The organism is Bradyrhizobium sp. USDA 4538 (assembly GCF_024171045.1).
Lineage (GTDB): Bacteria > Pseudomonadota > Alphaproteobacteria > Rhizobiales > Xanthobacteraceae > Bradyrhizobium > Bradyrhizobium australafricanum.
Genome location: NZ_JALJZE010000001.1, coordinates 6520092 through 6541831 on the forward strand (window position 1 = coordinate 6520092; position 21740 = coordinate 6541831).

Consider the following 21740-nt stretch of genomic DNA (forward strand, 5'->3'; position numbering starts at 1 on the left):
CGCGGTAACGCCGCACCCGCCTGCAAGCCCGTCCCTTGCGTCGTCCGCCTTCAGCGATCCATCAAGGAGCTGCGCGACGTTACGCGAGGTGGCTCTGAATACGAGAAAGCGATAGGTTGAATTGTCATGTGCCCGACATTTGGTCAGGAATTTTCGCTGGCATTCCAGGCCTCGGGTCCCTGGCTTCGTGCACGGCGTTGCTGCGGTGCAATATCGTTGCAATCTCTTCGGGTAGGACGCCGTCGCTAGAATGATTGCTGCTGATTACTTGAGGCGCATCGCGGCCTGGTCGCGCGAACTGAGCGAGCAAGAAATCGAAATCGCGCGCGCCGGCATTTCCGAGAAATCCTATCGCGCCAACGAATTCATCTTCATGCGCGGCGACAATTTTCAGTACTGGACCGGCATCGTCACCGGGCTGGCGCGCATGGGCATCGTCTCGCGCGGCGGCAAGGCGGCGAGTTTCGCGGGTCTCACCGCAGGCGCGTGGTTCGGCGAGGGGACCGTGCTCAAGAATGAGCCCCGGCGCTACGATGTGGTCGCGCTGCGCGACACGCGCCTCGCGATGATGGATCGCCGGACCTTCGTCTGGCTGTTCGAGAATAGTGTCGGCTTCAACCGGTTCCTGGTCGGCTCGCTCAATGAGCGGCTCGGCCAGTTCATTGCGCTGCTCGAATATGGCCGCACGCTGGACGCCACGGCACGGCTGGCGCGCTCGATCGCCTCGCTGTTCAATCCGATTCTCTATCCCGACCTGACGCTGCACCTTGAGATCACCCAGGAGGAGATCGGGGCGCTGTCGGGAATCTCCCGGCAGAATGCCAACCAGTGCCTGAAGCGGCTTGAGCGGGAAGGGCTGTTGCGGCTCGAATATGGCGGGGTGACCATCCTCAACCTCGACCGGCTGCGGCACTACGGCGAGTGACGGGTTCCGGGCGCATTGAGCCGTTTTCGCTGTCCTAAAGTCCTGATTTCAAACGATTAAGCCATTAGACTTGGGGCAGGCTGGATGCTACAGACCGGCCTCGTCGGGATCGCGCGGTTTTCGCGCTCTCTGGAGATGACATGGCGGTTAAAGATTCGGCGGCTCAGGATTCAAAGCGGCGCGTTGCGCTGATCACCGGCGTGACCGGGCAGGACGGCGCGTATCTCGCCGAATATCTGCTCGGTCTCGGCTACACCGTGCACGGGATCAAGCGGCGGTCGTCCTCGTTCAACACCGCGCGCGTCGACCATCTCTACCAGGATCCGCATGCCGGCAACGTGCCGTTCGTGATGCACTACGGCGACATGACGGATTCGACCAATCTGATCCGCCTGGTGCAGCAGATCCGGCCGACCGAGATCTATAACCTCGCCGCCCAGAGCCACGTCCAGGTCAGTTTCGAGAGCCCGGAATACACCGCCAACGCCGACGCGATCGGCGTGCTGCGGCTGCTGGAGGCGATTCGCATCCTCGGCATGGAAAAGGAAACGCGGTTCTACCAGGCCTCGACCTCGGAGCTTTACGGGCTCGTGCAGGAGGTGCCGCAAAAGGAGACCACGCCGTTCTATCCGCGCTCGCCCTATGGCGTCGCCAAGCTCTACGGCTACTGGATCACGGTGAACTACCGCGAGGCCTATGGCATGTTCGCCAGCAACGGCATCCTGTTCAACCATGAGAGCCCGATCCGCGGCGAGACCTTCGTGACGCGCAAGATCACCCGCGCCGTCGCCCGCATCGAGGTCGGCCTCGAGAACAAGCTCTATCTGGGCAATCTCGACGCCAAGCGCGACTGGGGCCACGCCCGCGACTATGTCGAGGGCATGCACAGGATCCTGCAGGTCGACGAGCCCGGCGACTTCGTGCTCGCGACCGGCGAGACGCGGTCGGTCCGCGAGTTCGTCGAGCTGGCGTTTGCCGAGGTCGGCCGCAGCATCGAATGGCGCGGCAAGGGCGTCGAGGAGATCGGTGTCGACAAGGCGTCCGGCAACACCCTGGTGCAGATCGATCCGACCTATTTCCGCCCGACCGAGGTCGATCTTCTGATCGGCGACGCCAGCAAGGCGCGCGCCAAGCTCGGCTGGACGCCGAAGACGCCGTTCGCGCAGCTGGTGAAGGAAATGGTCGCCAGCGATCTCGTCGAGGCCAGGCAGGACGCGGCCAATGGCAAGCACGGCCTTTGAGCTGAAGGGCAAGACGGTCTTCGTCGCCGGCCATCGCGGCATGGTCGGCTCGGCGCTGATGCGCCGGCTGGCGCGCGAGGAGTCCGATCTCCTGACGGTGTCGCGCAACGAGGTCGATTTGCGCGACCAAACCGCGGTCAACGCCTGGTTTGCCGCGAAGCGGCCGCAGGCCGTGTTCCTCGCCGCCGCCAAGGTCGGCGGCATCGTCGCCAACAACACGCTGCGGGCCGAATTCCTCTACGACAATCTGGCGATCTCGAGCAACGTGATCCAGGCAGCGCACGCCAATGGCTGCGAGAAGCTGATGTTCTTCGGCTCGTCCTGCATCTATCCGCGCCTGGCGCCGCAGCCGTTGCGCGAGGATTCGATGCTGACCGGCCCGCTGGAGCAGACCAACGAGCCCTATGCCATCGCCAAGATCGCCGGCATCAAGATGGCCGAGGCCTATCGCAGCCAGTACGGCGCCGATTTCATCAGCGTGATGCCGACCAATCTTTACGGCCCCGGCGACAATTATCACCCCGAATACAGCCACGTCGTCGCCGCGCTGATCCGCCGCTTCCACGAGGCCAAGGTTTCGGGCGCCGGCAACGTCGCGGTGTGGGGCACCGGCACGCCGCGCCGCGAATTCCTCTATGTCGACGATCTCGCCGACGCCTGCATCCATCTGATGAAGACCTATTCATCGCCCGAACTGGTCAATATCGGCACCGGCGAGGACATCACCATCGCCGAGTTCGCGCGCGTCGTCGCGGCCGCCGTCGGCTATCGTGGCGAGATCAGCTTCGACACATCGCGCCCGGACGGCACGCCGCGCAAGCTGCTCGACGTCGGTCGGCTGGCGAGGCTCGGCTGGCGCGCCAGCACCTCGCTCGAGGATGGCATCGCCCTCGCGTACCAGGCCTATCTGCGCGAGACGAAGTGACGCGGTAAACCTCCCGCCCTCCGACTGAGAATATCTGTCGGCTTGGCGACGCTGCGCGGCTAGGATGCGCGTGCCCGAGTGTGCCGCAAGAGCCGCCAGTGCGTCGGAGGAGATATTATGAAGGTTCTACGCCGCCAGTTCCTGCAACTTGCAGCCGCTACGGCTGCGCTTCCGCTCACATTTGGAAAAGCGATTGCCGAGGCCTATCCGGCGCGGCCGGTTCGCCTCGTGATCGGCTATACCCCCGGCGGTTCGGCGGACCTGACGGCGCGCCTGATGGGGCAGTGGCTGTCGGAAAAGCTCGGGCAATCCTTCATTGTCGAGAACCGGCCGGGCGGCGGGACCAACATCGCCACCGAGCAGGCGCTGCGCGCGGCACCCGACGGCTACACGCTGCTGCTGGTCGCGCCGGCCAATGCGATCAACGCGACGCTCTACCAGAAGCTGCCGTTCGACTTCATGCGCGAGATGGAGCCGATCGCGGGCATCATTCGCTTTCCCAACGTCGTGGTGGTGCACCCCTCGCTGCCGATCAAGTCGATTCCCGAATTGATCGCCTATGCAAAGGCCAATCCCGGCAAGCTCAACATGGCGTCCTCAGGCAACGGTTCGACGATCCACATGTCGGGTGAACTGTTCAAGATGCTGACCGGCATCAACATGCAGCACGTGCCCTACCGGGGCGGAGCGCCGGCGCTCACCGATATGCTGTCCGGCGTGATGCAGGTGATGTTCGACAATCTTCCGACCTGCGCCGAGCACGTCAAATCCGGCAAGCTGCGCGGACTTGCGGTCACCAGCACGACCCGTTCGGACGTGCTTCCGGACCTGCCGCCGGTCGCCGACTTCCTGCCGGGCTACGAGGCCAGCGCCTGGTACGGCCTCGCGGCGCCGAAGAACACGCCGCCTGAAATCGTCGACAGGCTCAACAAGGCCGTCAATGAAATCCTCGCCGATCCTAAGGCCAAGGCGCGGTTTACCGAGATCGGCGCGATCATGCTGCCGGGCTCGGCTGCCGACTTCGGCAAACTAGTGGCCGACGAGACCGAGAAGTGGGGCAAGGTGGTCAAGTTCGCCGGTGCCAAAGTGGACTAAAGCGCGATGAGATTCGGTCGAATCGTCATCGCACTTTAACTTGTTGTTTAAGCATGGTCTTCCCGGAAAACCGCTTCCCACTTCTCCGGATCATGCTTTAGCTTCGCGCCGTCGCGCGCGGTGGATTTTTTGAAAGCGCCGCCGCCATCGCCGATATCAGCGGCCGCATGAAGAAGGCGTCTTCGGCCGGGTAGATGTCGGTGCGCAGGCCGTGGGATTTGAGCTCGTCCGATACCGCCGGTCCGACGGAAGCGATCGGCGTACGCTCGAACCCCTGGCGTAACCTGTCCTCGCAACCGCGCGCCCGTGCCACCTCGATGAGCCGACGGACCTGGCCGAGATTGGTCAGCGCGATCGCGTCGATGCGGCCCTGCGCCATCTCCTCGATCGCGGTGACGATGTTGGCGTCGGCGGCCTGCGCATCATAGACATACGGCAGCACCGTATCGACCTCGGCGCCCTGTGCCTTGATCGCGTCGATCAGGGTGGCGTGATCCTTGTCCGGATAGAGCTGCAGGCCGAGCCGATGGCCGGCGAGGTCGAGCTTCGACAGCATCTCCGCGACGCCTTCCGACGTCGGCTTCTCGGTCGTCATTTGCGGCTCCAGGCCGATCTCGCGCAGCGCCCGGCCGGGCTTGGGGCCGCGGGCGAATTTGCGCGCCTTGGCGAGGCCATCGACGAACTCCCGCTCGACGCCGATCCGGCGCACGACCTTCATCAGCCGGCGCAGGCCTTCGCCGGTCATCAGCACGAGATCGTCGAGCGGCCGTTCGATAGCGCGGCGAATCCAGGCCTCGATCGGCGCCGCATCAGGCGCATCGTGGATGGTGAACATCGGGCATTGCAGCACGTCGGCCCCCTGCTCGGCGAGCAGGCGGGAAAACTGCGCCTCCTCGCGCGTCTCGAGGATCAGGATGCGGTAGCCGTTCAGCCGTTCAGCCATGATGGTCCCTAACAAACATTGTCGTCATTTGTTCGATTTGACCCCCGCGCCGGGATTGGCGCAAGGCCGCCTGCGGTGTAGACGAGGGCCGAAAATGACCGTTCCACCAATCTGCTCAAGCTTTGGTCAATTGGCATGCCCGACCATCAATTCGTTTTGACCCTGTCCTGTCCGGATCGTCCGGGGATCGTCTCGGCGGTCTCGACGTTTCTTGCCCATAACGGCCAGAACATCCTGGACGCCCAGCAGTTCGATGACGTCGAAACCGGCAAGTTCTTCATGCGCGTGGTGTTCACCGCGGCCGACCTCGCGGTCGAGCTCGCGGCGCTGCAGACCGGCTTTGCCGCGATCGCCGAACGGTTCGGCATGGAATGGCAGATGCGCGATCGCGCCAGCCGCCGCCGGGTGATGCTATTGGTGTCGAAGTCCGATCACTGCCTGGTCGACATCCTCTACCGCTGGCGCACCGGCGAGCTCGAAATGATCCCGACCGCTGTTGTCTCCAACCATCCGCGCGAGACCTACGGCTCGCTCGATTTCGGCGATATCCCGTTCCATCATCTGCCGGTGACGAAAGAGACCAAGCGGCAGCAGGAAGACGCGGTGTGGCAGCTGGCCCAGGATACCAAGACCGACCTCGTGGTGCTGGCCCGCTACATGCAGATCCTGTCGGACGAGATGTCGGCACGGCTGTCGGGCCGCTGCATCAACATCCATCATTCCTTCCTGCCGGGCTTTAAGGGCGCCAGGCCCTACCATCAGGCGCATGAGCGCGGCGTCAAGCTGATCGGCGCCACGGCGCATTACGTCACCAGCGATCTCGACGAGGGGCCGATCATCGACCAGGACGTCGAGCGTATCAGCCATCGCGACATGCCTGAGGATCTCGTGCGCAAGGGGCGCGACATCGAGCGCCGGGTGCTGGCGCGCGCGATCCGCTACCATCTCGCCGATCGCGTCATCCTCAACGGACGCAAGACCGTGGTGTTCGTGGACTGATCCGCACTTCGCTCGCCCGTATAAGGCGATGCGGGCTTTGCCGGCCGACCGTGCGCTCAGCGTGCCGCGTCCTGCGGTGCCGTTGCCGGCTTGGCGTCGTCGCCGCGCTGGGCCGCAGGCATCAGCCGCTTGCGTTCCCGATCCTGCATGAACTTGTCGTATTCGGGGGTGCCCGGCCGCGGCGGCGCATCCGCCGGCAGGCCGCCGGCCCAGGATGGAATGGTATCGGCCATGCCGGCCGAGAGCTTCTGGTTCATGGAGCTGCATCCCCCGAGCGCGCCGGCCGCGAGCGCGAGGGCAGTCAGGACAGCGATGGGACGCGAGACGATTGGCATGGGAAGCAGGAAACAGCCCTGGTCTTTATGGATGATGATCTCGGGCGCGACCGTTCGGCTGCAATTGTGCTTGTTTGTTGACATTGTCGCTGCGTTTGTACGGTCGTACAAATGAATCGAGCCGGTGGCGGCCTTGAATGCGCGAGACCGGCTCTCGCGGAGGCATTGAGTCCGGTGGAGCGATATTGGTATCCTGATACTTGTCTCCGCAGCCAGGCCCGATCGCGTCGCGCGCGGCACACGTCCATCGTCCGATTGACAGAGGGCACGGGGAGACGCCTTGTCGCGTTGCGGCTTGGCCGTGCATGCTTGAGTTAAAACAAGGCAAGAGCCGGGACCAAGGCTCGATGCAGAAGAACGGAAGGGGGAGGGACGTCGATGTTCAATCGTCGCAAAATGTTGCTGTGGGGCGCCGCTTCGGCCGTGCTTCCCGGGTTGTGTGCCAGCGTGCCGGCGTGGGCGGACGACGCCGTCAAGATCGGGCTGATCCTGCCGATGACCGGCGGTCAGGCATCGACCGGCAAGCAGATCGATAACGCCATCAAGCTCTACATGCAGCAGAAGGGCGACACCGTCGCCGGCAAGAAGATCGAGATCATCCTGAAGGACGACGCCGCGGTGCCGGACAACACCAAGCGGCTTGCGCAGGAACTGATCGTCAACGACAAGGTCAATTTCATCGCTGGCTTCGGCGTGACGCCCGCGGCGCTCGCCGCGGCGCCGCTGGCGACGCAGGCCAAGATCCCGGAAGTCGTGATGGCGGCCGGCACCTCCATCATCACCGAGCGTTCGCCCTATATCGTGCGTACCAGCTTCACGCTGGCGCAGTCCTCCACCATCATCGGCGACTGGGCGGTGAAGAACGGCATCAAGAAGGTCGCGACGCTGACCTCCGACTACGCGCCCGGCAACGATGCGCTGACCTTCTTCAAGCAGCACTTCACCGCAGGCGGCGGCGAGATCGTCGAAGAGGTCAAGGTCCCGCTCGCCAATCCGGACTTCGCGCCGTTCCTGCAGCGCATGAAGGACTCCAAGCCCGACGCAATGTTCGTATTCGTGCCGGCCGGGCAGGGCGGCAACTTCATGAAGCAATATGCCGAGCGCGGGCTCGACAAGAGCGGCATCAGGGTGATCGGACCCGGCGACGTCATGGACGACGATCTGCTCAACAATATGGGCGATGCCGCGCTCGGCGCGGTGACGGCGCATCTCTATTCGGCCGCCCATCCGTCCGCGATGAACAAGGAGTTCGTCGCCGCCTACAAGAAGGCGTTCGGCAACCGCCCCGGCTTCATGGCGGTCAGCGGCTATGACGGCATCCATCTGATCTACGAGGCGCTGAAGAAGACCAATGGTGCGACCGACGGCGACAAGCTGATCGAGGCGATGAAGGGCATGAAGTGGGAGAGCCCGCGCGGCCCGATCTCGATCGATCCGGAGACCCGCGACATCGTGCAGAACATCTATATCCGCAAGGTCGAGAAGGTCGACGGTGAGCTCTACAATGTCGAGTTCGCGACCTTCGAGGCCGTCAAGGATTCCGGCAAGACCAAGAAATAGCATCGTCATCGGCGGCGTGCGCTCCGGCCCTCACCACGTCATGCCCGGCCAAAAGCGCGAAGCGCGTCTTCGTGCAGGTGTGCCGGGCATCCATGTTTTTCTTCCCGGCGAGCAGAAAGACGTGGATGGCCGGGACAGGCCCGGCCATGACGATGACCTTGACGTTCGAGCTGTTGTTCTTGTTGCGTCCTCACGGCTAAGCTGACTCCATGGCCTCTATCCTCACCAACCTGTTCGACGGCGTCGCCTACGGCATGCTGCTGTTCGTGCTCGCCTGCGGGCTTGCGGTGACGCTCGGGTTGATGAATTTCGTCAACCTCGCGCATGGCGCCTTCGCGATGGCCGGCGGCTATATCTGCGCCGTGCTGGTGAATAATTCCGGCTGGCCGTTCTTCGCTGGCCTGCCGCTCGCCTTTGTCGGCAGCGCCGTGATCGGCATTGCGCTGGAGCGCACGCTGTACCGCCATCTCTATAGCCGCAGCCATCTCGATCAGGTGCTGTTCTCGATCGGTCTGGTGTTCATGTCGGTCGCGGCGGTCGACTACATCATGGGATCGTCGCGGGTCTTCATCAAGCTGCCGGCGGCGCTGGAAGGCCAGATCGACCTGTTCGGCGTCGGCATCGGCCGTTACCGGCTGATGATCGTGGTGATCTGCGGCCTGCTCACGCTGGCGCTGCAACTGATCCTGGCGAAGACGCGGTTCGGCAGCCGGCTGCGCGCCGCGGTCGACGATCCGCGCGCTGCGATCGGGCTCGGCATCAACGTGCCGCAGGTGTTCGCCTTCACCTTTGCGTTCGGCTGCGGCCTCGCCGGCCTCGGCGGCGCGCTGAGCGCGGAGATCCTCGGGCTCGATCCGTATTTCCCGCTGAAATTCATGATCTACTTCCTGATCGTCGTCACCGTCGGCGGCTCCTCCTCGATCACCGGACCGTTCCTGGCATCGCTGCTGCTCGGCATCGCCGACGTCGCCGGCAAGTATTACGTGCCGAAGCTCGGCTCCTTCGTGATCTACACGGTCATGATCGTGATCCTGCTCTGGCGTCCGAACGGCCTATTCGGCCGTACCGCGGCACGGTGAGGCGGTCATGACGGCGCTATCCGACGTTTCCACTTACGCGATGGCCAGTGCGCGCTGGCGGGTCAGCGAGGTCGCGTTCTGGGGCCTGGCGCTCGCCTGCGCCTTCCTGTTCCCGTCGCGCTATTTGATCATGACCGACATCGTACGGCTCGGCCTGTTCGCGTTGTCGCTCGACCTGATCCTCGGCTACGCCGGCATCGTCTCGCTCGGCCACGCGGCCTTCTTCGGCGTCGGCGCCTATTCGGCCGGCTTGCTGGCGCTGCACGGCATCATCAACGAGCCTGTGATCGCACTGGTCGCCGCCGGCCTGGTTGCGGCGGTGATGGGCCTCCTGACCAGCTTCCTGGTCATCCGCGGCGTCGACCTGACACGGCTGATGGTGACGCTCGGTATCGCGTTGCTGCTGGAAGCGCTCGCCGAACGCTTCTCCAACATCACCGGCGGCACCGACGGGCTGCAGGGCATCGAGGTGCAGCCGATCCTCGGTCTGTTCACGTTCGACATGTTCGGCAAGACCGGGTTCTTCTACTCGCTGATCGTGCTGTTCATCCTGTTTCTGCTCGCGCGGCGCGTGGTGCATTCGCCGTTCGGCCTGTCGCTGCGCGCGATCCGGAACAATCCGCTGCGCGCGGCCGCGATCGGCGTGCCGGTCAACCGCCGCCTGATCGCGGTCTATACGCTGGCCGCATTCTATGCAGGGATCGCCGGGGCGTTGTTCACCCAGACCACGGCGCTCGCCTCGCTCGACGTGTTTTCCTTCGAGCGCTCGGCCGACCTGATGCTGGTGCTGGTGATCGGCGGCACCGGCTATCTCTATGGCGGCCTGATCGGCGCCGTCGTGTTCAAGATGCTGCAGGAGCTGTTTCAGAGCATCACCCCGCAATACTGGCTGTTCTGGATCGGCCTCGTGCTGGTCGTGATCGTGCTGGTCGGCCGCGTGCGCATCCATCGCTGGGTGCTGTTCGTGCCCAACCTGATCATCCGCCAGTTCGCCGGCCGCAAGGCCGCCGTTGCCGTGCCGGAGAGCGACGCGTCATGACGATCGCGCTGGAAACACGAGGCCTCGAAAAATCCTTCGGCGCCCTTCGCGTCACCCGCGATCTCTCGCTCAAGGTGATGCAGGGCGCCCGCCACGCCCTGATCGGGCCGAACGGCGCGGGCAAGACCACCGTCATCAATCAGCTGACCGGCGTGCTGACGCCGAACAGCGGGCGCATCCTGCTCGAAGGCAGCGACATCACCGGCCTGTCCGTCCACAAGCGGGTGCTGCGCGGGCTGTCGCGCACGTTCCAGATCAACCAGCTCTATCCCGACCTGACCCCGCTCGAAACCATCGGGCTTGCGGTCTCCGAACGGATGGGCCGCGGTGGCGACTGGTGGCGACGGATGGGAACGCGGAGCGACGTCAACACCGAGATCGCCGAGATCCTGTCGCGCTTCCATCTGCTCGACGTGATGACGGAGCTCACCTCGACCTTGCCCTATGGCAAGCAGCGCCTGCTCGAGATCGCGGTCGCGATCGCCGCCAAGCCGCGGGTGCTGCTGCTCGACGAGCCCGCCGCGGGCGTGCCCGAGAGCGAGCGCCACGACATTTTGGCGGCGGTGGCGGCATTGCCGCGCGACGTCACCGTGCTCCTGATCGAGCACGACATGGACCTCGTATTCTCCTTCGCCGACCGCATCTCGGTGCTGGTCAATGGCGGCCTGCTCACCGAGGGCGCGCCCGACCAGGTCGCGCGCGATCCGCAGGTGAGGGCGGTCTATCTCGGCGAGGCCGCCGATGCCTGACCTTCTTTCCATCCAGGGCCTGCGTGCCGGATACGGCGAGGCGGTGGTGCTGCCCGACATGTCGCTGGCGCTTGCGGAGGGCCAGGTGCTCGCGCTGCTCGGCCGCAACGGTACCGGCAAGACCACGCTGATCAATTCGATCGTCGGCATCGTCAGGCGCTTCGGCGGCAGCGTCGCGCTCGCAGGCCGCGACATCACAGCGATGCGGCCCGACCAGCGCGCCCGCGCCGGGATCGGTTGGGTGCCGCAGGAGCGCAACATCTTCCGCTCGCTGACGGTGGAAGAGAACATGACCGCGGTGGCGCAGCCCGGGCCGTGGACGGTCGAGCGGGTTTACGAGATGTTTCCGCGGCTGCAGGAGCGGCGGCGCAATTTCGGCAACCAGCTGTCCGGCGGCGAGCAGCAGATGCTGGCGATCGGCCGGGCGCTGACGCTGAATCCGAAAGTGCTGCTGCTCGACGAGCCGACCGAAGGCCTCGCGCCGATCATCGTTGAGGAATTGTTAAAGGCGATCGGAACCATCACGCGCTCAGGCGGCATCTGCTCGATCATCGTCGAGCAGAACGCGCAAAAGATTCTGGGGTTGGCCGACCGCGTTGTGATATTGGAACGCGGCACGATCGTGCACGATGCCGCAAGCATCGCGCTGAAAGCCGATCCCTCCGTCCTCGAGCGCCACCTCGGCGTCTCCGGGGGCAAGGCACATTAGAAGGCACGTGAGAAACGTCCGGGAGTTGACCATGCAGCGAACCAAGCCTCCGTTCCGCGCCGACGAGGTCGGCAGCTTGTTGCGGCCGCCGAAGATCAAGGAGGCCCGCGCCAGATTGGAGAAGGGCGAGATTTCCGCCGACGAGCTGCGCAAGGTCGAGGACATGGAGATCGAGAAGGTCGTGCACAAGCAGGCCTCGGTCGGCCTGAAGCTTGCGACCGACGGCGAGTTCCGCCGCTCCTGGTGGCACTTTGATTTCCTCAGCCATCTGACCGGTTGCGAGCTGTTCCATCCCGACATGGGCATCCAGTTCGCGGGCGTGCAGACCCGGCACGATGCCATCAGGGTGATCGGCAAGCTGGATTTCTCCGATCATCACCCGATGCTCGATCACTTCAGGTTCCTGAAGAAATACGCCGACCAGGCGCACGTCACGCCGAAGATGACGATCCCCTCGCCGGCGGTGCTGCATTTCCGCGGCGGCCGCAAGCTGATCTCGAAGGAGGTCTATCCGGACCTCGAGGAATTCTATCAGGACCTCGGCAAGACCTATCGCAAGGCGGTCAAGGCGTTCTACGACGCCGGTTGCCGCTATTTGCAATTCGACGACACCGTGTGGGCCTATCTGTGCTCGCAGGAGGAATTGCGGAAGTCGCGCGACCGCGGCGACAATCCGGACTGCCTGCAGGAGATCTACGCCCGCGTCATTAACTACGCGATCGCCGACCGTCCGTCCGACATGGTGATTACGACCCATGTCTGCCGCGGCAATTTCCGCTCGACCTGGATCTCCTCCGGCGGCTACGAGCCGGTCGCCGAGACCCTGCTCGCCGGCACCAATTACGACGGCTACTTTCTCGAATATGATTCCGACCGCGCCGGCGGCTTCGAGCCGCTGCGCTTCCTGCCCAAGGGCAACAAGGTCGTGGGGGTCGGCGTCATCACCTCGAAGTTCGGCGAGCTCGAGAAGAAGGACGACATCAAGCGGCGGCTGGAGGAGGCATCCAAGTTCGCCCCGATCGAGCAGCTCGCGGTGTCGCCGCAATGCGGCTTCGCCTCGACCGAGGAAGGCAACATTCTCTCCGAGGAAGAGCAGTGGGCCAAGCTGCGGCTCGCGGTCGAGGTCGCGAACGAGGTGTGGGGGAAATAGCCCCCGCTATATCCTCGCGTCATTGCGAGGAGCGAAGCGACGAAGCAATCCACTCTTTCCTTCCGTAGAGGCGTGGATTGCTTCGCTTCGCTCGCAATGACGGGGAGAGAGCCGTGTTTCATTTCTCCGCCAGGTAGACCTCGCCGAGCAGCGAGGAGTTCGACCACGGCACCTGCTTGCCCTTGGTCGCGGCGACGACCTCGGCGCGAACCCGGGTCAGCATCTGCTGCACCTCGAGGCCGGGCGTGCCGACATGGCGCGACAGCGCCGCCGAGAACGGACTGTTGGCGCCTTCGCCGTCGAGCGCGACCTGGCCAGGCGCGGTCGCAAACGCGATCAGCGTGCCGGCGCCGAGCGTCGAGCCCGATCCGAGCGAGGCGGGCGCGGCAAGGCCGGAGCCCGCTTCGATGCCGCGGCTTGGACCTGCGGAGGCCAGTTGCGGGGCCATCGGATTGTTGCGGCAGGCATCGAGGATCAGGATGTTGGTGCGGATCTGGTCGTCGAGCCCGGCCATGATGGTGTCCATGTCGACCATCGCGTCGGTCATGCGCCCGCCCGCCCTGAACTCGATGTCGACCGGCACGAGATAGTTGCGGCCGTCGACCTGCACGCCGCGACCGGCATAGTAGACCACGGCGATCTGCGACCGCGCCGCCTCGCGCAGGAAATCGTGGATCGTCTTCTGCATCGTGTCGCGATCGAGATCGAGCCCTTCGGAGACGGTGAAGCCGATGTCGCGCAGGCTCCTGGCGATGGCGCGCGCATCGTTGGGCGGATTGGGCAGCGCCTTGACATGCGCATAGGCGCCGTTGCCGATCACCAGCGCGACGCGCCGGCCGGTTGCTGCCGGCGCGGCGGGCGGGGCGGGTGCCGTGACGGAGGAGGCCGGTGGCGCGGCCCGGCTGCTCTCGGCGGCGGGCGCCGCCGCGGGCTTGCGCGGTGCCGCGTCGGCCTCCTTGAGCAGCGCGAGGCGCACCTTCGCGGTGGCCTGGTTGGCCTTGCTGCCGGCATCGGACGCCACGCCTTCGAGCACCGCGGCGTAATCTTCCTTGGCATGCGCAGCATCGCCCTTCGCTTCATAGCTGAGGCCGCGCTGGGTATAGGCCGAGATCAGCACGCTGCCGGGCGGCGTCATGATGTTGACGGGCGCTTTGGCTTTGGTGAGCCGGATGGCCTCCGAAGTATCCGCAATCGCGCGCTCGATCTCGCCCTTGGCACGCCAGATCACGGCGCGGCTGATCAGGGGCTGCGGCAGCGACGGGTCGATCCTGACCGCCTCGTTGATGTCGGCGAGCGCGCCGTCGAGATCGCCGAGCGCCCGCTTCGAAGCGCCGCGGTTCTGATAGGAGAAGGCTGACTTCGGACCGGCCTTGATCGCGGCGTCATAGTCGGCGATCGCCTTGGCATAGTCGCCCTTGCTGCGATAGGCGTTGCCGCGGTTGTGGAAGATGATGCCGCTCGGCGGCCCCAGGCGCAGCGCATCGTCGAAGTCGGCGATCGCGAAGTCGTACTCGCCTTTGTCGAAATAGGCTGAGCCGCGCAAATTGTAGACAGCGGTGCTGGGCTTGAGGCGCAGCGCCCCGGTGGCGTCGGATATCACCTGGGCGTAGTTGCCCTTCTTGTTCCAGCCGACCGCGCGCCAGAAATAGATGGTCGCGAGCTTCTCGCCGGAAAACACCTTCAGCGCGATGATCTTGGTGCAGGCGTCGATCATCTGGTCGGCCGGCGTGGTCTCGGTCGTGCAGAGCGGACCGAGCTGGGAGCGCGCCTGGGCGAAACAGGGCGCCGACCAGAGCAAAGCGGCAAGGAGGGTGGGGATCAGGAGCAGGCGGCGCATCGGTCATCCGGGGTAAGGCCGTCATGGCGATCGATGACGGCAGGGCGGTCCAAGAGACCGGTCCAGGGGCGGTCCATGACTGTTTGGTGATCGGGCAGCAGAGGGGGTTCAACTGGTGGGAAAATGGTGATAAGACGCTACCAGTCATCATTTCTGCCCACTTCCGTCCCACTCGCCGCTGCCCGCCCAAGGCGCCATGAAGAACGACGAAATCCTCAGCCAGATCACGGATTTCTGCCGTCGCTCCGACATGGCGGAGACGACGTTCGGCCGCCGCGCCGTCAATGACGGCAAGCTGGTGTACCGGCTGCGGGAGGGCAAGCGCATCACCATCGATACGCTCGACCGCATCAACGCCTTCATCGCGACCTCGACGCCGGGCGGCGTGGCGCCGCCGCGCGGCCTCGTGGTGCCGCCCGAAAAGCGCGATCCGCGGGGCAATTTCCGGTTCTTCGAGAACCGCCAGCGCTATTTGCTGTTCGTCCACACCTGCAGCGAGAAGCGGGTGATCGCCGACCGGGTTGCGCTGGAATTGGCGGCCATCCACCCGCGGCCGCCGGCGCTGCGGGTGTTCGATGCCGGGATGGGCGACGGCACGGTGCTGGCCCGGGTCCTGCGCGCCATGCATGGCCGCTTCCCACATATGCCGTTCTATGTCGCCGGCAAGGAACTGAGCCTGGAGGACGTCCGCCTCACCCTCGACAAGGTCCCCGACCGCCTGTTCGAGCATCCGGCCAGCGTCTTCGTGTTCACCAACATGTATTACGCCGAGGCGCCGTGGCTGACGCCCAAGAACTCCGCGGCGGCCGCCAGCATGATCTGGCACGAGGTAGCTCTGCGGGGAGCGTCGTCGGGTGAGTTCGAGGCCCAGATCGCCGAACTCGGTCCGTTTCTGGAGCAGAACTGGCGCGCCAATCTCAGCCCCGGCAATGCGATGCCGATCTATGAGCGGCCGGTGGCGCTGGTCCTGTACCGGGACGATCACCGGTTCCTGCTCGATTCCATCATTCCGCGGGCCGGCCGCACCGAAGCCAATTTCGATCTTGTGATCGCCTCGCAACCTTACCGTGCCAAATCCTCGGTGAACTTCCGCGCCAAGCGGATTATCGCGCCGCTGGCCCGCGCGCTGCGCGGCGGCGGGCGGCTGATAGGAATCCACTCCCACGGCGGCGATCCCGGGCTTGAAATGATTCAAGCGGTCTGGCCCGGAGAAAATCCTTTCGCCGTCAGCCGCCATGAGATACTGCGCGCGGTGAAATACGAACTGGGCTCCGCCGGCCGCGAGCTGAACTTCAACGCCTACGCCGATAACCGTTCGATCTTCCGATATGATATGGAAGCGCTGCCCAATGAGGTAACCGGCTCGATCGGAACCTCGACGGCCTTTGCTGCGTGGAATGCGGCGGTGTATGTCGCGCAGATCGAAGATGAGCGGTTGACCGAAACGACCGAAAACGGACGAGCTCTCGAGGCCACGCGCGAAGTTCTCCGCAAACACAACGGGCTGTGGTTCTACGACGAATCCTACGTCATCTCGCGGCGACGAGACTGACATGCCGGGGACATATTCACCAACCAACGTCGGACTTCGACTTAACAAGGGGTTTGCTTGATGCGCGCGTCTTACCTGTTCACCAGCGAGTCGGTCTCGGAAGGCCATCCGGACAAGGTCTGTGATCGTATTTCGGATGAGATCGTCGATCTGTTCTATCGCGAGGGACCGAAAGCGGGCATCGACCCGTGGCAGATCCGCGCGGCGTGCGAGACGCTCGCGACCACCAACAAGGTGGTGATCGCCGGCGAAACGCGCGGCCCGAGCTCGGTCACCAACGACCACATCGAGAGCGTGGTTCGCTCTGCAATCAAGGACATCGGCTACGAGCAGGACGGCTTCCACTGGAAGAACTGCGACATCGAGATCCTGCTGCATCCGCAGTCGGCCGACATCGCGCAGGGCGTCGACGCGCTGCAACCGGGCGAGGTCAAGGAAGAGGGTGCCGGCGACCAGGGCATCATGTTCGGTTACGCCACCAACGAGACGCCGGACCTGATGCCGGCGCCGATCTTCTACGCCCACAAGATCCTGCGGCTGATCTCCGAAGCGCGCCACTCCGGCCGCGAGAAGGTGCTGGGTCCGGACTCCAAGAGCCAGGTCACGGTGCAGTACGAGAACGGCAAGCCGGTCGGCGTCCGCGAGATCGTGGTCTCGCACCAGCATCTGGTCGAGGACCTGTCGTCCAAGCAGATCCGCGACATCGTCGAGCCCTACGTCCGCGAGGCGCTGCCGAAGGAGTGGATCACCGACAAGACGATCTGGCACATCAATCCGACCGGCAAGTTCTTCATCGGCGGTCCCGACGGCGACTCCGGCCTGACCGGCCGCAAGATCATCGTCGACACCTATGGCGGCGCGGCTCCGCATGGCGGCGGCGCGTTCTCCGGCAAGGATCCGACCAAGGTCGACCGCTCGGCCGCCTATGCCGCGCGCTATGTCGCCAAGAACATCGTCGCGGCCGGTCTTGCCGACCGCTGCACGCTGCAGCTCGCCTATGCCATCGGCGTGGCGCGTCCGCTGTCGATCTACATCGACACCCACGGCACCGGTAAGGTGTCGGAGGATCAGCTCGAGAAGGCGGTGGCCAAGGCGATGGATCTGACGCCGCGCGGCATCCGCAGCCATCTCGACCTCAACCGCCCGATCTACGCGCGCACCTCGGCCTACGGCCATTTCGGCCGCACGCCCGACAATGAGGGCGGCTTCTCCTGGGAGAAGACCGATCTCGTCGAGCAGCTGAAGCGCGCGCTCTGATACTTGCGTCATTCCGGGGCGCCCGCGGGAGCGAGCGAACCCGGAATCCCTAATCATCACCTCGAGATTCCGGGTTCGCCTCTTCGAGGCGCCCCGGAACGACCAGTTCAACAACAGGACGCTCAAATGAACGCCCCCACGAAGCCCGGCTTCACCGACTACATCGTCAAGGACATTGCGCTCGCCGATTTCGGCCGCAAGGAGATCTCGCTGGCCGAGACCGAGATGCCCGGCCTGATGGCCACCCGCGAGGAGTTCGGCCCCAAGCAACCGCTGAAGGGCGCGCGCATCGCGGGCTCGCTGCACATGACGATCCAGACCGCAGTGCTGATCGAGACGCTGGCCGCGCTCGGCGCCGATATCCGCTGGGTCTCCTGCAACATCTACTCGACCCAGGATCACGCCGCGGCCGCGATCGCCGCCGCCGGCATTCCGGTGTTCGCCGTCAAGGGCGAGACGCTGACCGAGTACTGGGACTACACCGCAAAGCTGTTCGACTGGCACGGCGGCGGCACGCCGAACATGATCCTCGATGACGGCGGCGACGCCACCATGCTGGTGCATGCCGGATACCGCGCCGAGCAGGGCGACACCGCCTTCCTCGACAAGCCGGGCTCCGAGGAAGAGGAGATCTTCTACGCGCTGGTCAAGCGCCTCCTGAAGGAGAAGCCGAAGGGCTGGTTCGCCGAGATCGCCAAGAACATCAAGGGCGTCTCGGAAGAGACCACCACGGGCGTGCATCGCCTCTACGAGATGGCCAACAAAGGCACGCTCCTGTTCCCGGCGATCAACGTCAACGACAGCGTCACCAAGTCGAAGTTCGACAACCTCTATGGCTGCCGCGAGTCGCTGGTCGACGGCATCCGCCGCGGCACCGACGTGATGCTGTCGGGCAAGGTCGCGATGGTCGCCGGCTTCGGCGACGTCGGCAAGGGCTCGGCCGCCTCGCTGCGCCAGGCCGGCTGCCGCGTCATGGTCTCCGAAGTCGATCCGATCTGCGCGCTGCAGGCGGCGATGGAAGGCTATGAGGTCGTGACCATGGAAGACGCGGCGCCGCGCGCCGACATCTTCGTCACCGCCACCGGCAACAAGGACATCATCACCATCGATCACATGCGCGCGATGAAGGATCGCGCCATCGTCTGCAACATCGGTCACTTCGACAACGAGATTCAGATCGCGAGCCTTCGCAATCTGAAGTGGACCAACATCAAGCCGCAGGTCGACGAGATCGAATTCCCCGACAAGCACCGCATCATCATGCTGTCGGAAGGCCGCCTCGTGAACCTCGGCAATGCGATGGGCCATCCGTCCTTCGTGATGTCGGCGTCCTTCACCAACCAGACGCTGGCGCAGATCGAGCTGTTCGCCAACAACAAGGACGGCAAGTACGCCAAGAAGGTCTACGTGCTGCCGAAGACGCTCGACGAGAAGGTCGCCCGCTTGCACCTCGCCAAGATCGGCGTCAAGCTGACCGAGCTGCGCAAGGATCAGGCCGACTATATCGGCGTGAAGCAGGAAGGTCCGTACAAATCGGATCACTACCGCTACTGATCCGCGCCCGCAGCAATCGATCACGTGAAGAGCCCCGGCCTCGCCCGGGGCTTTTTGCTAGGCAGGCTCGTGCATCAAGCTGGGATGCCGCACGCAATTTGACTGGTCGCCCCCGTGCACCGGTCGAGGACCGGTCATACCAAAATGGGCCGTGCAATAAGGTCCTTTTCGGATTCGGGAAATCAGAGATGGCCTGCCAAGGCTCGGGTTGCTAGGGTCGGCTCTCTCGGGTTACAGAGCTACTTGCCCTGCGGCTCTTACCCCGCAATCGGCTAGTCAGTAGGGGAGGCAAATGCGCTGCCCCTCCAAAGTGAGGCATCATCATGGGTTTGGCGCTCAACGTTGCAGTCCTATTGCGCGGGTGGCTTTTGGCACACCATGCCAACGGGCCGGTCGCAACGCTTGGTGTGATGGACTGCGGCTTCTCAGAGAAAGCCTTTACTAAAGCCATAGAGAAGGTTTCGCTATGGGCATCCGCCGATCGCCCTATGAGCGCGGCTCGTTATTTTCAAATGTGCGGAGGGCTAAATGATCTGTCAAGCATCGACATCAGCAAATACGAGGGCGCCGATTTCGAGTTTGATCTAAACAATGAAAGTCTTCCACCTGAATTGATCGGCCGCTTCGGCGTGGTGCTTAACGGCGGGACGCTGGAGCACGTCTTTCACGTTCCGAACGCGCTCACCAACATCTCGCGCATGCTGCGTCCCGGCGGCCTTGCCGTCCATATCTTGCCGATGAGCAATTGCGTTGATCATGGCTTCTATCAATTCAGCCCTACGCTCATGCTTGACTATTATGCGGCGGCGAAATTCGACCTGCTCAACTCGATTTCGCTTCACTTCTCTCCGCAGTCGCCGCGCTGGCTCGTTAAACCAGCCCTGCTCGGCTCGTACGGCGAAGGCCTTATCGGCACCTTCGACCAAAGAATCGCCTTCCACATGCTCGTCGCCCGCAAGCGTCCCGATTCCCTCGATTGGGCAATCCCAATCCAAAGCCTGTACGGCCGGAAATTTACAGGTCAACGCCATCTATCCGACGCGATCGAGTGGTTCAGTCCCTTCGAGATTGAGAACGGTCGCCGGATCGAGTCCGGTAAACCGACCGAGTTTCGTATCGAGTCGTTTGCGAGCAACGGCGGCTTAATGTGGGGTGCGACACTGCCGGATTATCTTCCGCGGGGTGACGACAGTACGAGCCCCATAAGTTCTAGCCTCGCATTGTTCGAGGATGGTAAGCTCCTTGGACCACCCCACTCAGCTCATGACACGATCCAGAAAATTGGGCGAGGCGCATATTCGCATTGGGGTGGAGCGCTCTTCTTGTCGTCTAGCGACGGATCCGATCCAAATACGAATGGACGTCAATACCTCTGCAAGCTGTGAGCGAGTCGGCTATATATTGGTCACGCGGACGAGTTTACTGGAAGAACCTGATGAAGCACCGTCTCGAGCTGGCTGCGGACGTATCGATATTGCTTCCCGATCCGTTCGCAGTTCTAATAGCTTGAACAGAGCATGAGTGAACGGCACCACAGCTCGCTCATGAACCTGGTGATGGTCGCTGATTTCATCAATCGTGTCATTTCGTCACCGGTCGGTGTCGTGTTTCGCTGTTGGATGCAGCCGCGCAGTATCCCGGGAGGTCGTGGAGGCTGGAGTGCCGCGCGCCGATTCGGAGAGTGTTGCCGACAAGTCTTAAATCTGGTTCGATGTTAGCTTGATGCGCCGATCGGACGTACTTTCTTTCGCAAAGGCGCTGCGCGCTTTGAAGACACCAGCCACTACGTGCGCTCGGGCGTCAACCGCATCTCACCGTAACATCCGTGACGATGCGCAGCCCCCCTCGATCGGGTGAGACGGACACATCATACACTGAGTTGTGCTCCGGATAAGCACCGGAGGACTTGCCATGTAGGGCAACTCAGTGGCACTTGCGCGCGAGGAGGGAGCCGGACGAGCGTGCTTAGGTCACGGTCTTTCGGTCGCCGGCGCTGTGCCGTGCCCCAGTTGCCGTGAGATCTCGCCCGCACAATCGCGCAGCGCAGTTGCAATTGCGCTGTCCCAGCTGGCGTCGAAGGTGCCCTCCGGGCCCATCGCTGTGATGACCAGCGCGACGTGGCGGGCGTGATCGAACACCGGCGCGGCGAAGGCGTTGACGCCAGGCAAGGGATCGCCGATCGCCCGCGCCAGCCCGCGGCTGCGGACCTCGGCGAGGATATCGGCCGTCTTCGCGTCCGCCGGCGGACGCTTCGGATTGTAGCCGACGCCGAGGCGATCGAGGCCACTGTCGAGCGCGGTCCTGATCGCGTTCGGCGGCATGAAGGCGGCGAAGGCGCGGCCGGTCGCGGTCTCGAGCAGCGCCACCACCGATCCGACGCGCATCGCGATATGCACCGGATGGCTCGGCTCCTCGAGCCGCACCACGGTCGCACCGTGGGTGCCCCAGACCGACAGCGACACCGCGTGATTGATGCTGTCGGCGAGCGCTGCGATCCGCGGCGTTGCGATCCGTACCGCCGACTGCCGGCGCAGGCTGATCAGGCCGAGCTCGAGCGCCAGCGCCCCGATCTCGTAACGGCCAGTGGTCTCGTCCTGCTCGATCAGGCCGATGCGGGAAAAGCTGACGAGATAGGGATGCGCCTTGGCTGGCGGCATGCCGGCTTCGCGGGCGAGATCGCGCAGCATCATCGGTTCGCCGCTGCGGGCCAGCGCGCGGAGCAATTCTCCGCCGACCTCGATCGACTGTATGCCGCGGCTCTCTCTCGTCATGTGGCCCTGCCAGCTCCGAC

General features: G+C 64.1%; 19 protein-coding genes. 15 read left to right on the top strand and 4 right to left on the bottom strand.

All coding sequences use genetic code 11. From position 1 onward, the window contains the following. Positions 1 to 250: 250 nt before the first annotated feature. The 4 genes from J2R78_RS29595 to J2R78_RS29610 all read left to right on the top strand — a co-directional run bounded on the left by J2R78_RS29595 (position 251) and on the right by J2R78_RS29610 (position 4186). A complete protein-coding gene (locus tag J2R78_RS29595) occupies positions 251 to 925 on the top strand; it encodes a Crp/Fnr family transcriptional regulator (RefSeq protein ID WP_028343069.1) in 675 nt (224 codons plus the stop codon). A gap of 140 nt (positions 926 to 1065) precedes the next feature. Continuing rightward, positions 1066 to 2166 carry a GDP-mannose 4,6-dehydratase gene (gene gmd, locus J2R78_RS29600; protein ID WP_253607808.1) on the top strand — a complete coding sequence of 367 codons (1101 nt, stop codon included), beginning with the start codon at positions 1066 to 1068 and terminating at the stop codon, positions 2164 to 2166. Then, on the top strand, positions 2147 to 3091 hold the full coding sequence (locus J2R78_RS29605; RefSeq protein WP_305884495.1) for a GDP-L-fucose synthase: 945 nt from the start codon (positions 2147 to 2149) through the stop codon (positions 3089 to 3091). The genes gmd and J2R78_RS29605 overlap by 20 nt, the downstream gene beginning before the upstream one ends. A gap of 117 nt (positions 3092 to 3208) precedes the next feature. Then, positions 3209 to 4186: a tripartite tricarboxylate transporter substrate binding protein gene (locus J2R78_RS29610; protein ID WP_038380769.1), complete on the top strand. Its 978-nt coding sequence runs from the start codon at positions 3209 to 3211 to the stop codon at positions 4184 to 4186. A 97-nt stretch (positions 4187 to 4283) separates the two neighbouring features. Here the strand turns inward: J2R78_RS29610 and J2R78_RS29615 are convergent, their stop codons facing one another. Further along, on the bottom strand, positions 4284 to 5129 hold the full coding sequence (locus J2R78_RS29615) for a uroporphyrinogen-III synthase (protein WP_229191351.1): 846 nt from the start codon (positions 5127 to 5129) through the stop codon (positions 4284 to 4286). Between the two features lie 135 nt (positions 5130 to 5264). Between J2R78_RS29615 and purU the strand changes: the two genes are divergently transcribed. Then, complete coding sequence (gene purU, locus J2R78_RS29620; RefSeq protein ID WP_253607809.1) at positions 5265 to 6128, top strand: formyltetrahydrofolate deformylase; 864 nt, start codon at positions 5265 to 5267, stop codon at positions 6126 to 6128. A gap of 56 nt (positions 6129 to 6184) precedes the next feature. Here the strand turns inward: purU and J2R78_RS29625 are convergent, their stop codons facing one another. Continuing rightward, positions 6185 to 6385 carry a hypothetical protein gene (locus tag J2R78_RS29625; RefSeq protein ID WP_375166674.1) on the bottom strand — a complete coding sequence of 67 codons (201 nt, stop codon included), beginning with the start codon at positions 6383 to 6385 and terminating at the stop codon, positions 6185 to 6187. Between the two features lie 456 nt (positions 6386 to 6841). On the opposite strand from J2R78_RS29625, the gene J2R78_RS29630 reads away from it, so the two are divergent. From J2R78_RS29630 to J2R78_RS29655, 6 genes are all read left to right on the top strand, one after another. Continuing rightward, positions 6842 to 8023, top strand: coding sequence for an ABC transporter substrate-binding protein (locus tag J2R78_RS29630; RefSeq protein ID WP_141343202.1), 1182 nt, complete (start codon positions 6842 to 6844; stop codon positions 8021 to 8023). 209 nt (positions 8024 to 8232) lie between these two features. Then, entirely contained in the window at positions 8233 to 9102 is an 870-nt protein-coding gene (locus J2R78_RS29635; protein WP_253607810.1) for a branched-chain amino acid ABC transporter permease, read from the top strand. A gap of 7 nt (positions 9103 to 9109) precedes the next feature. After that, on the top strand, positions 9110 to 10141 hold the full coding sequence (locus J2R78_RS29640; RefSeq protein ID WP_253607811.1) for a branched-chain amino acid ABC transporter permease: 1032 nt from the start codon (positions 9110 to 9112) through the stop codon (positions 10139 to 10141). Beyond that, positions 10138 to 10890 carry an ABC transporter ATP-binding protein gene (locus tag J2R78_RS29645; RefSeq protein ID WP_168855054.1) on the top strand — a complete coding sequence of 251 codons (753 nt, stop codon included), beginning with the start codon at positions 10138 to 10140 and terminating at the stop codon, positions 10888 to 10890. The genes J2R78_RS29640 and J2R78_RS29645 overlap by 4 nt, the downstream gene beginning before the upstream one ends. Continuing rightward, the gene (locus J2R78_RS29650; RefSeq protein ID WP_168855053.1) at positions 10883 to 11599 is read left to right on the top strand and encodes an ABC transporter ATP-binding protein; all 717 of its coding nucleotides are present in this window, start codon (positions 10883 to 10885) and stop codon (positions 11597 to 11599) included. Before J2R78_RS29645 ends, J2R78_RS29650 begins: the two co-directional genes overlap by 8 nt. 31 nt (positions 11600 to 11630) lie before the next feature. Beyond that, a complete protein-coding gene (locus J2R78_RS29655) occupies positions 11631 to 12749 on the top strand; it encodes a cobalamin-independent methionine synthase II family protein (protein ID WP_253607812.1) in 1119 nt (372 codons plus the stop codon). A 118-nt stretch (positions 12750 to 12867) separates the two neighbouring features. Here the strand turns inward: J2R78_RS29655 and J2R78_RS29660 are convergent, their stop codons facing one another. Further along, a complete protein-coding gene (locus J2R78_RS29660; RefSeq protein WP_253607813.1) occupies positions 12868 to 14586 on the bottom strand; it encodes a caspase family protein in 1719 nt (572 codons plus the stop codon). Between the two features lie 196 nt (positions 14587 to 14782). Here J2R78_RS29660 and J2R78_RS29665 point away from each other — a divergent pair, with 196 nt between their 5' ends. From J2R78_RS29665 to J2R78_RS29680, 4 genes are all read left to right on the top strand, one after another. Then, complete coding sequence (locus tag J2R78_RS29665; protein WP_016843649.1) at positions 14783 to 16138, top strand: hypothetical protein; 1356 nt, start codon at positions 14783 to 14785, stop codon at positions 16136 to 16138. Between the two features lie 60 nt (positions 16139 to 16198). Then, entirely contained in the window at positions 16199 to 17395 is a 1197-nt protein-coding gene (gene metK, locus J2R78_RS29670) for a methionine adenosyltransferase (protein ID WP_253607814.1), read from the top strand. Between the two features lie 126 nt (positions 17396 to 17521). Beyond that, positions 17522 to 18949, top strand: coding sequence for an adenosylhomocysteinase (ahcY, locus tag J2R78_RS29675; RefSeq protein WP_253607815.1), 1428 nt, complete (start codon positions 17522 to 17524; stop codon positions 18947 to 18949). 323 nt (positions 18950 to 19272) lie between these two features. Then, positions 19273 to 20334: a methyltransferase domain-containing protein gene (locus tag J2R78_RS29680; protein WP_051376449.1), complete on the top strand. Its 1062-nt coding sequence runs from the start codon at positions 19273 to 19275 to the stop codon at positions 20332 to 20334. A 585-nt stretch (positions 20335 to 20919) separates the two neighbouring features. Here J2R78_RS29680 and J2R78_RS29685 read toward each other — a convergent pair. After that, positions 20920 to 21720: an IclR family transcriptional regulator gene (locus tag J2R78_RS29685; RefSeq protein ID WP_225644480.1), complete on the bottom strand. Its 801-nt coding sequence runs from the start codon at positions 21718 to 21720 to the stop codon at positions 20920 to 20922. Between the last annotated feature and the right edge of the window lie 20 nt (positions 21721 to 21740).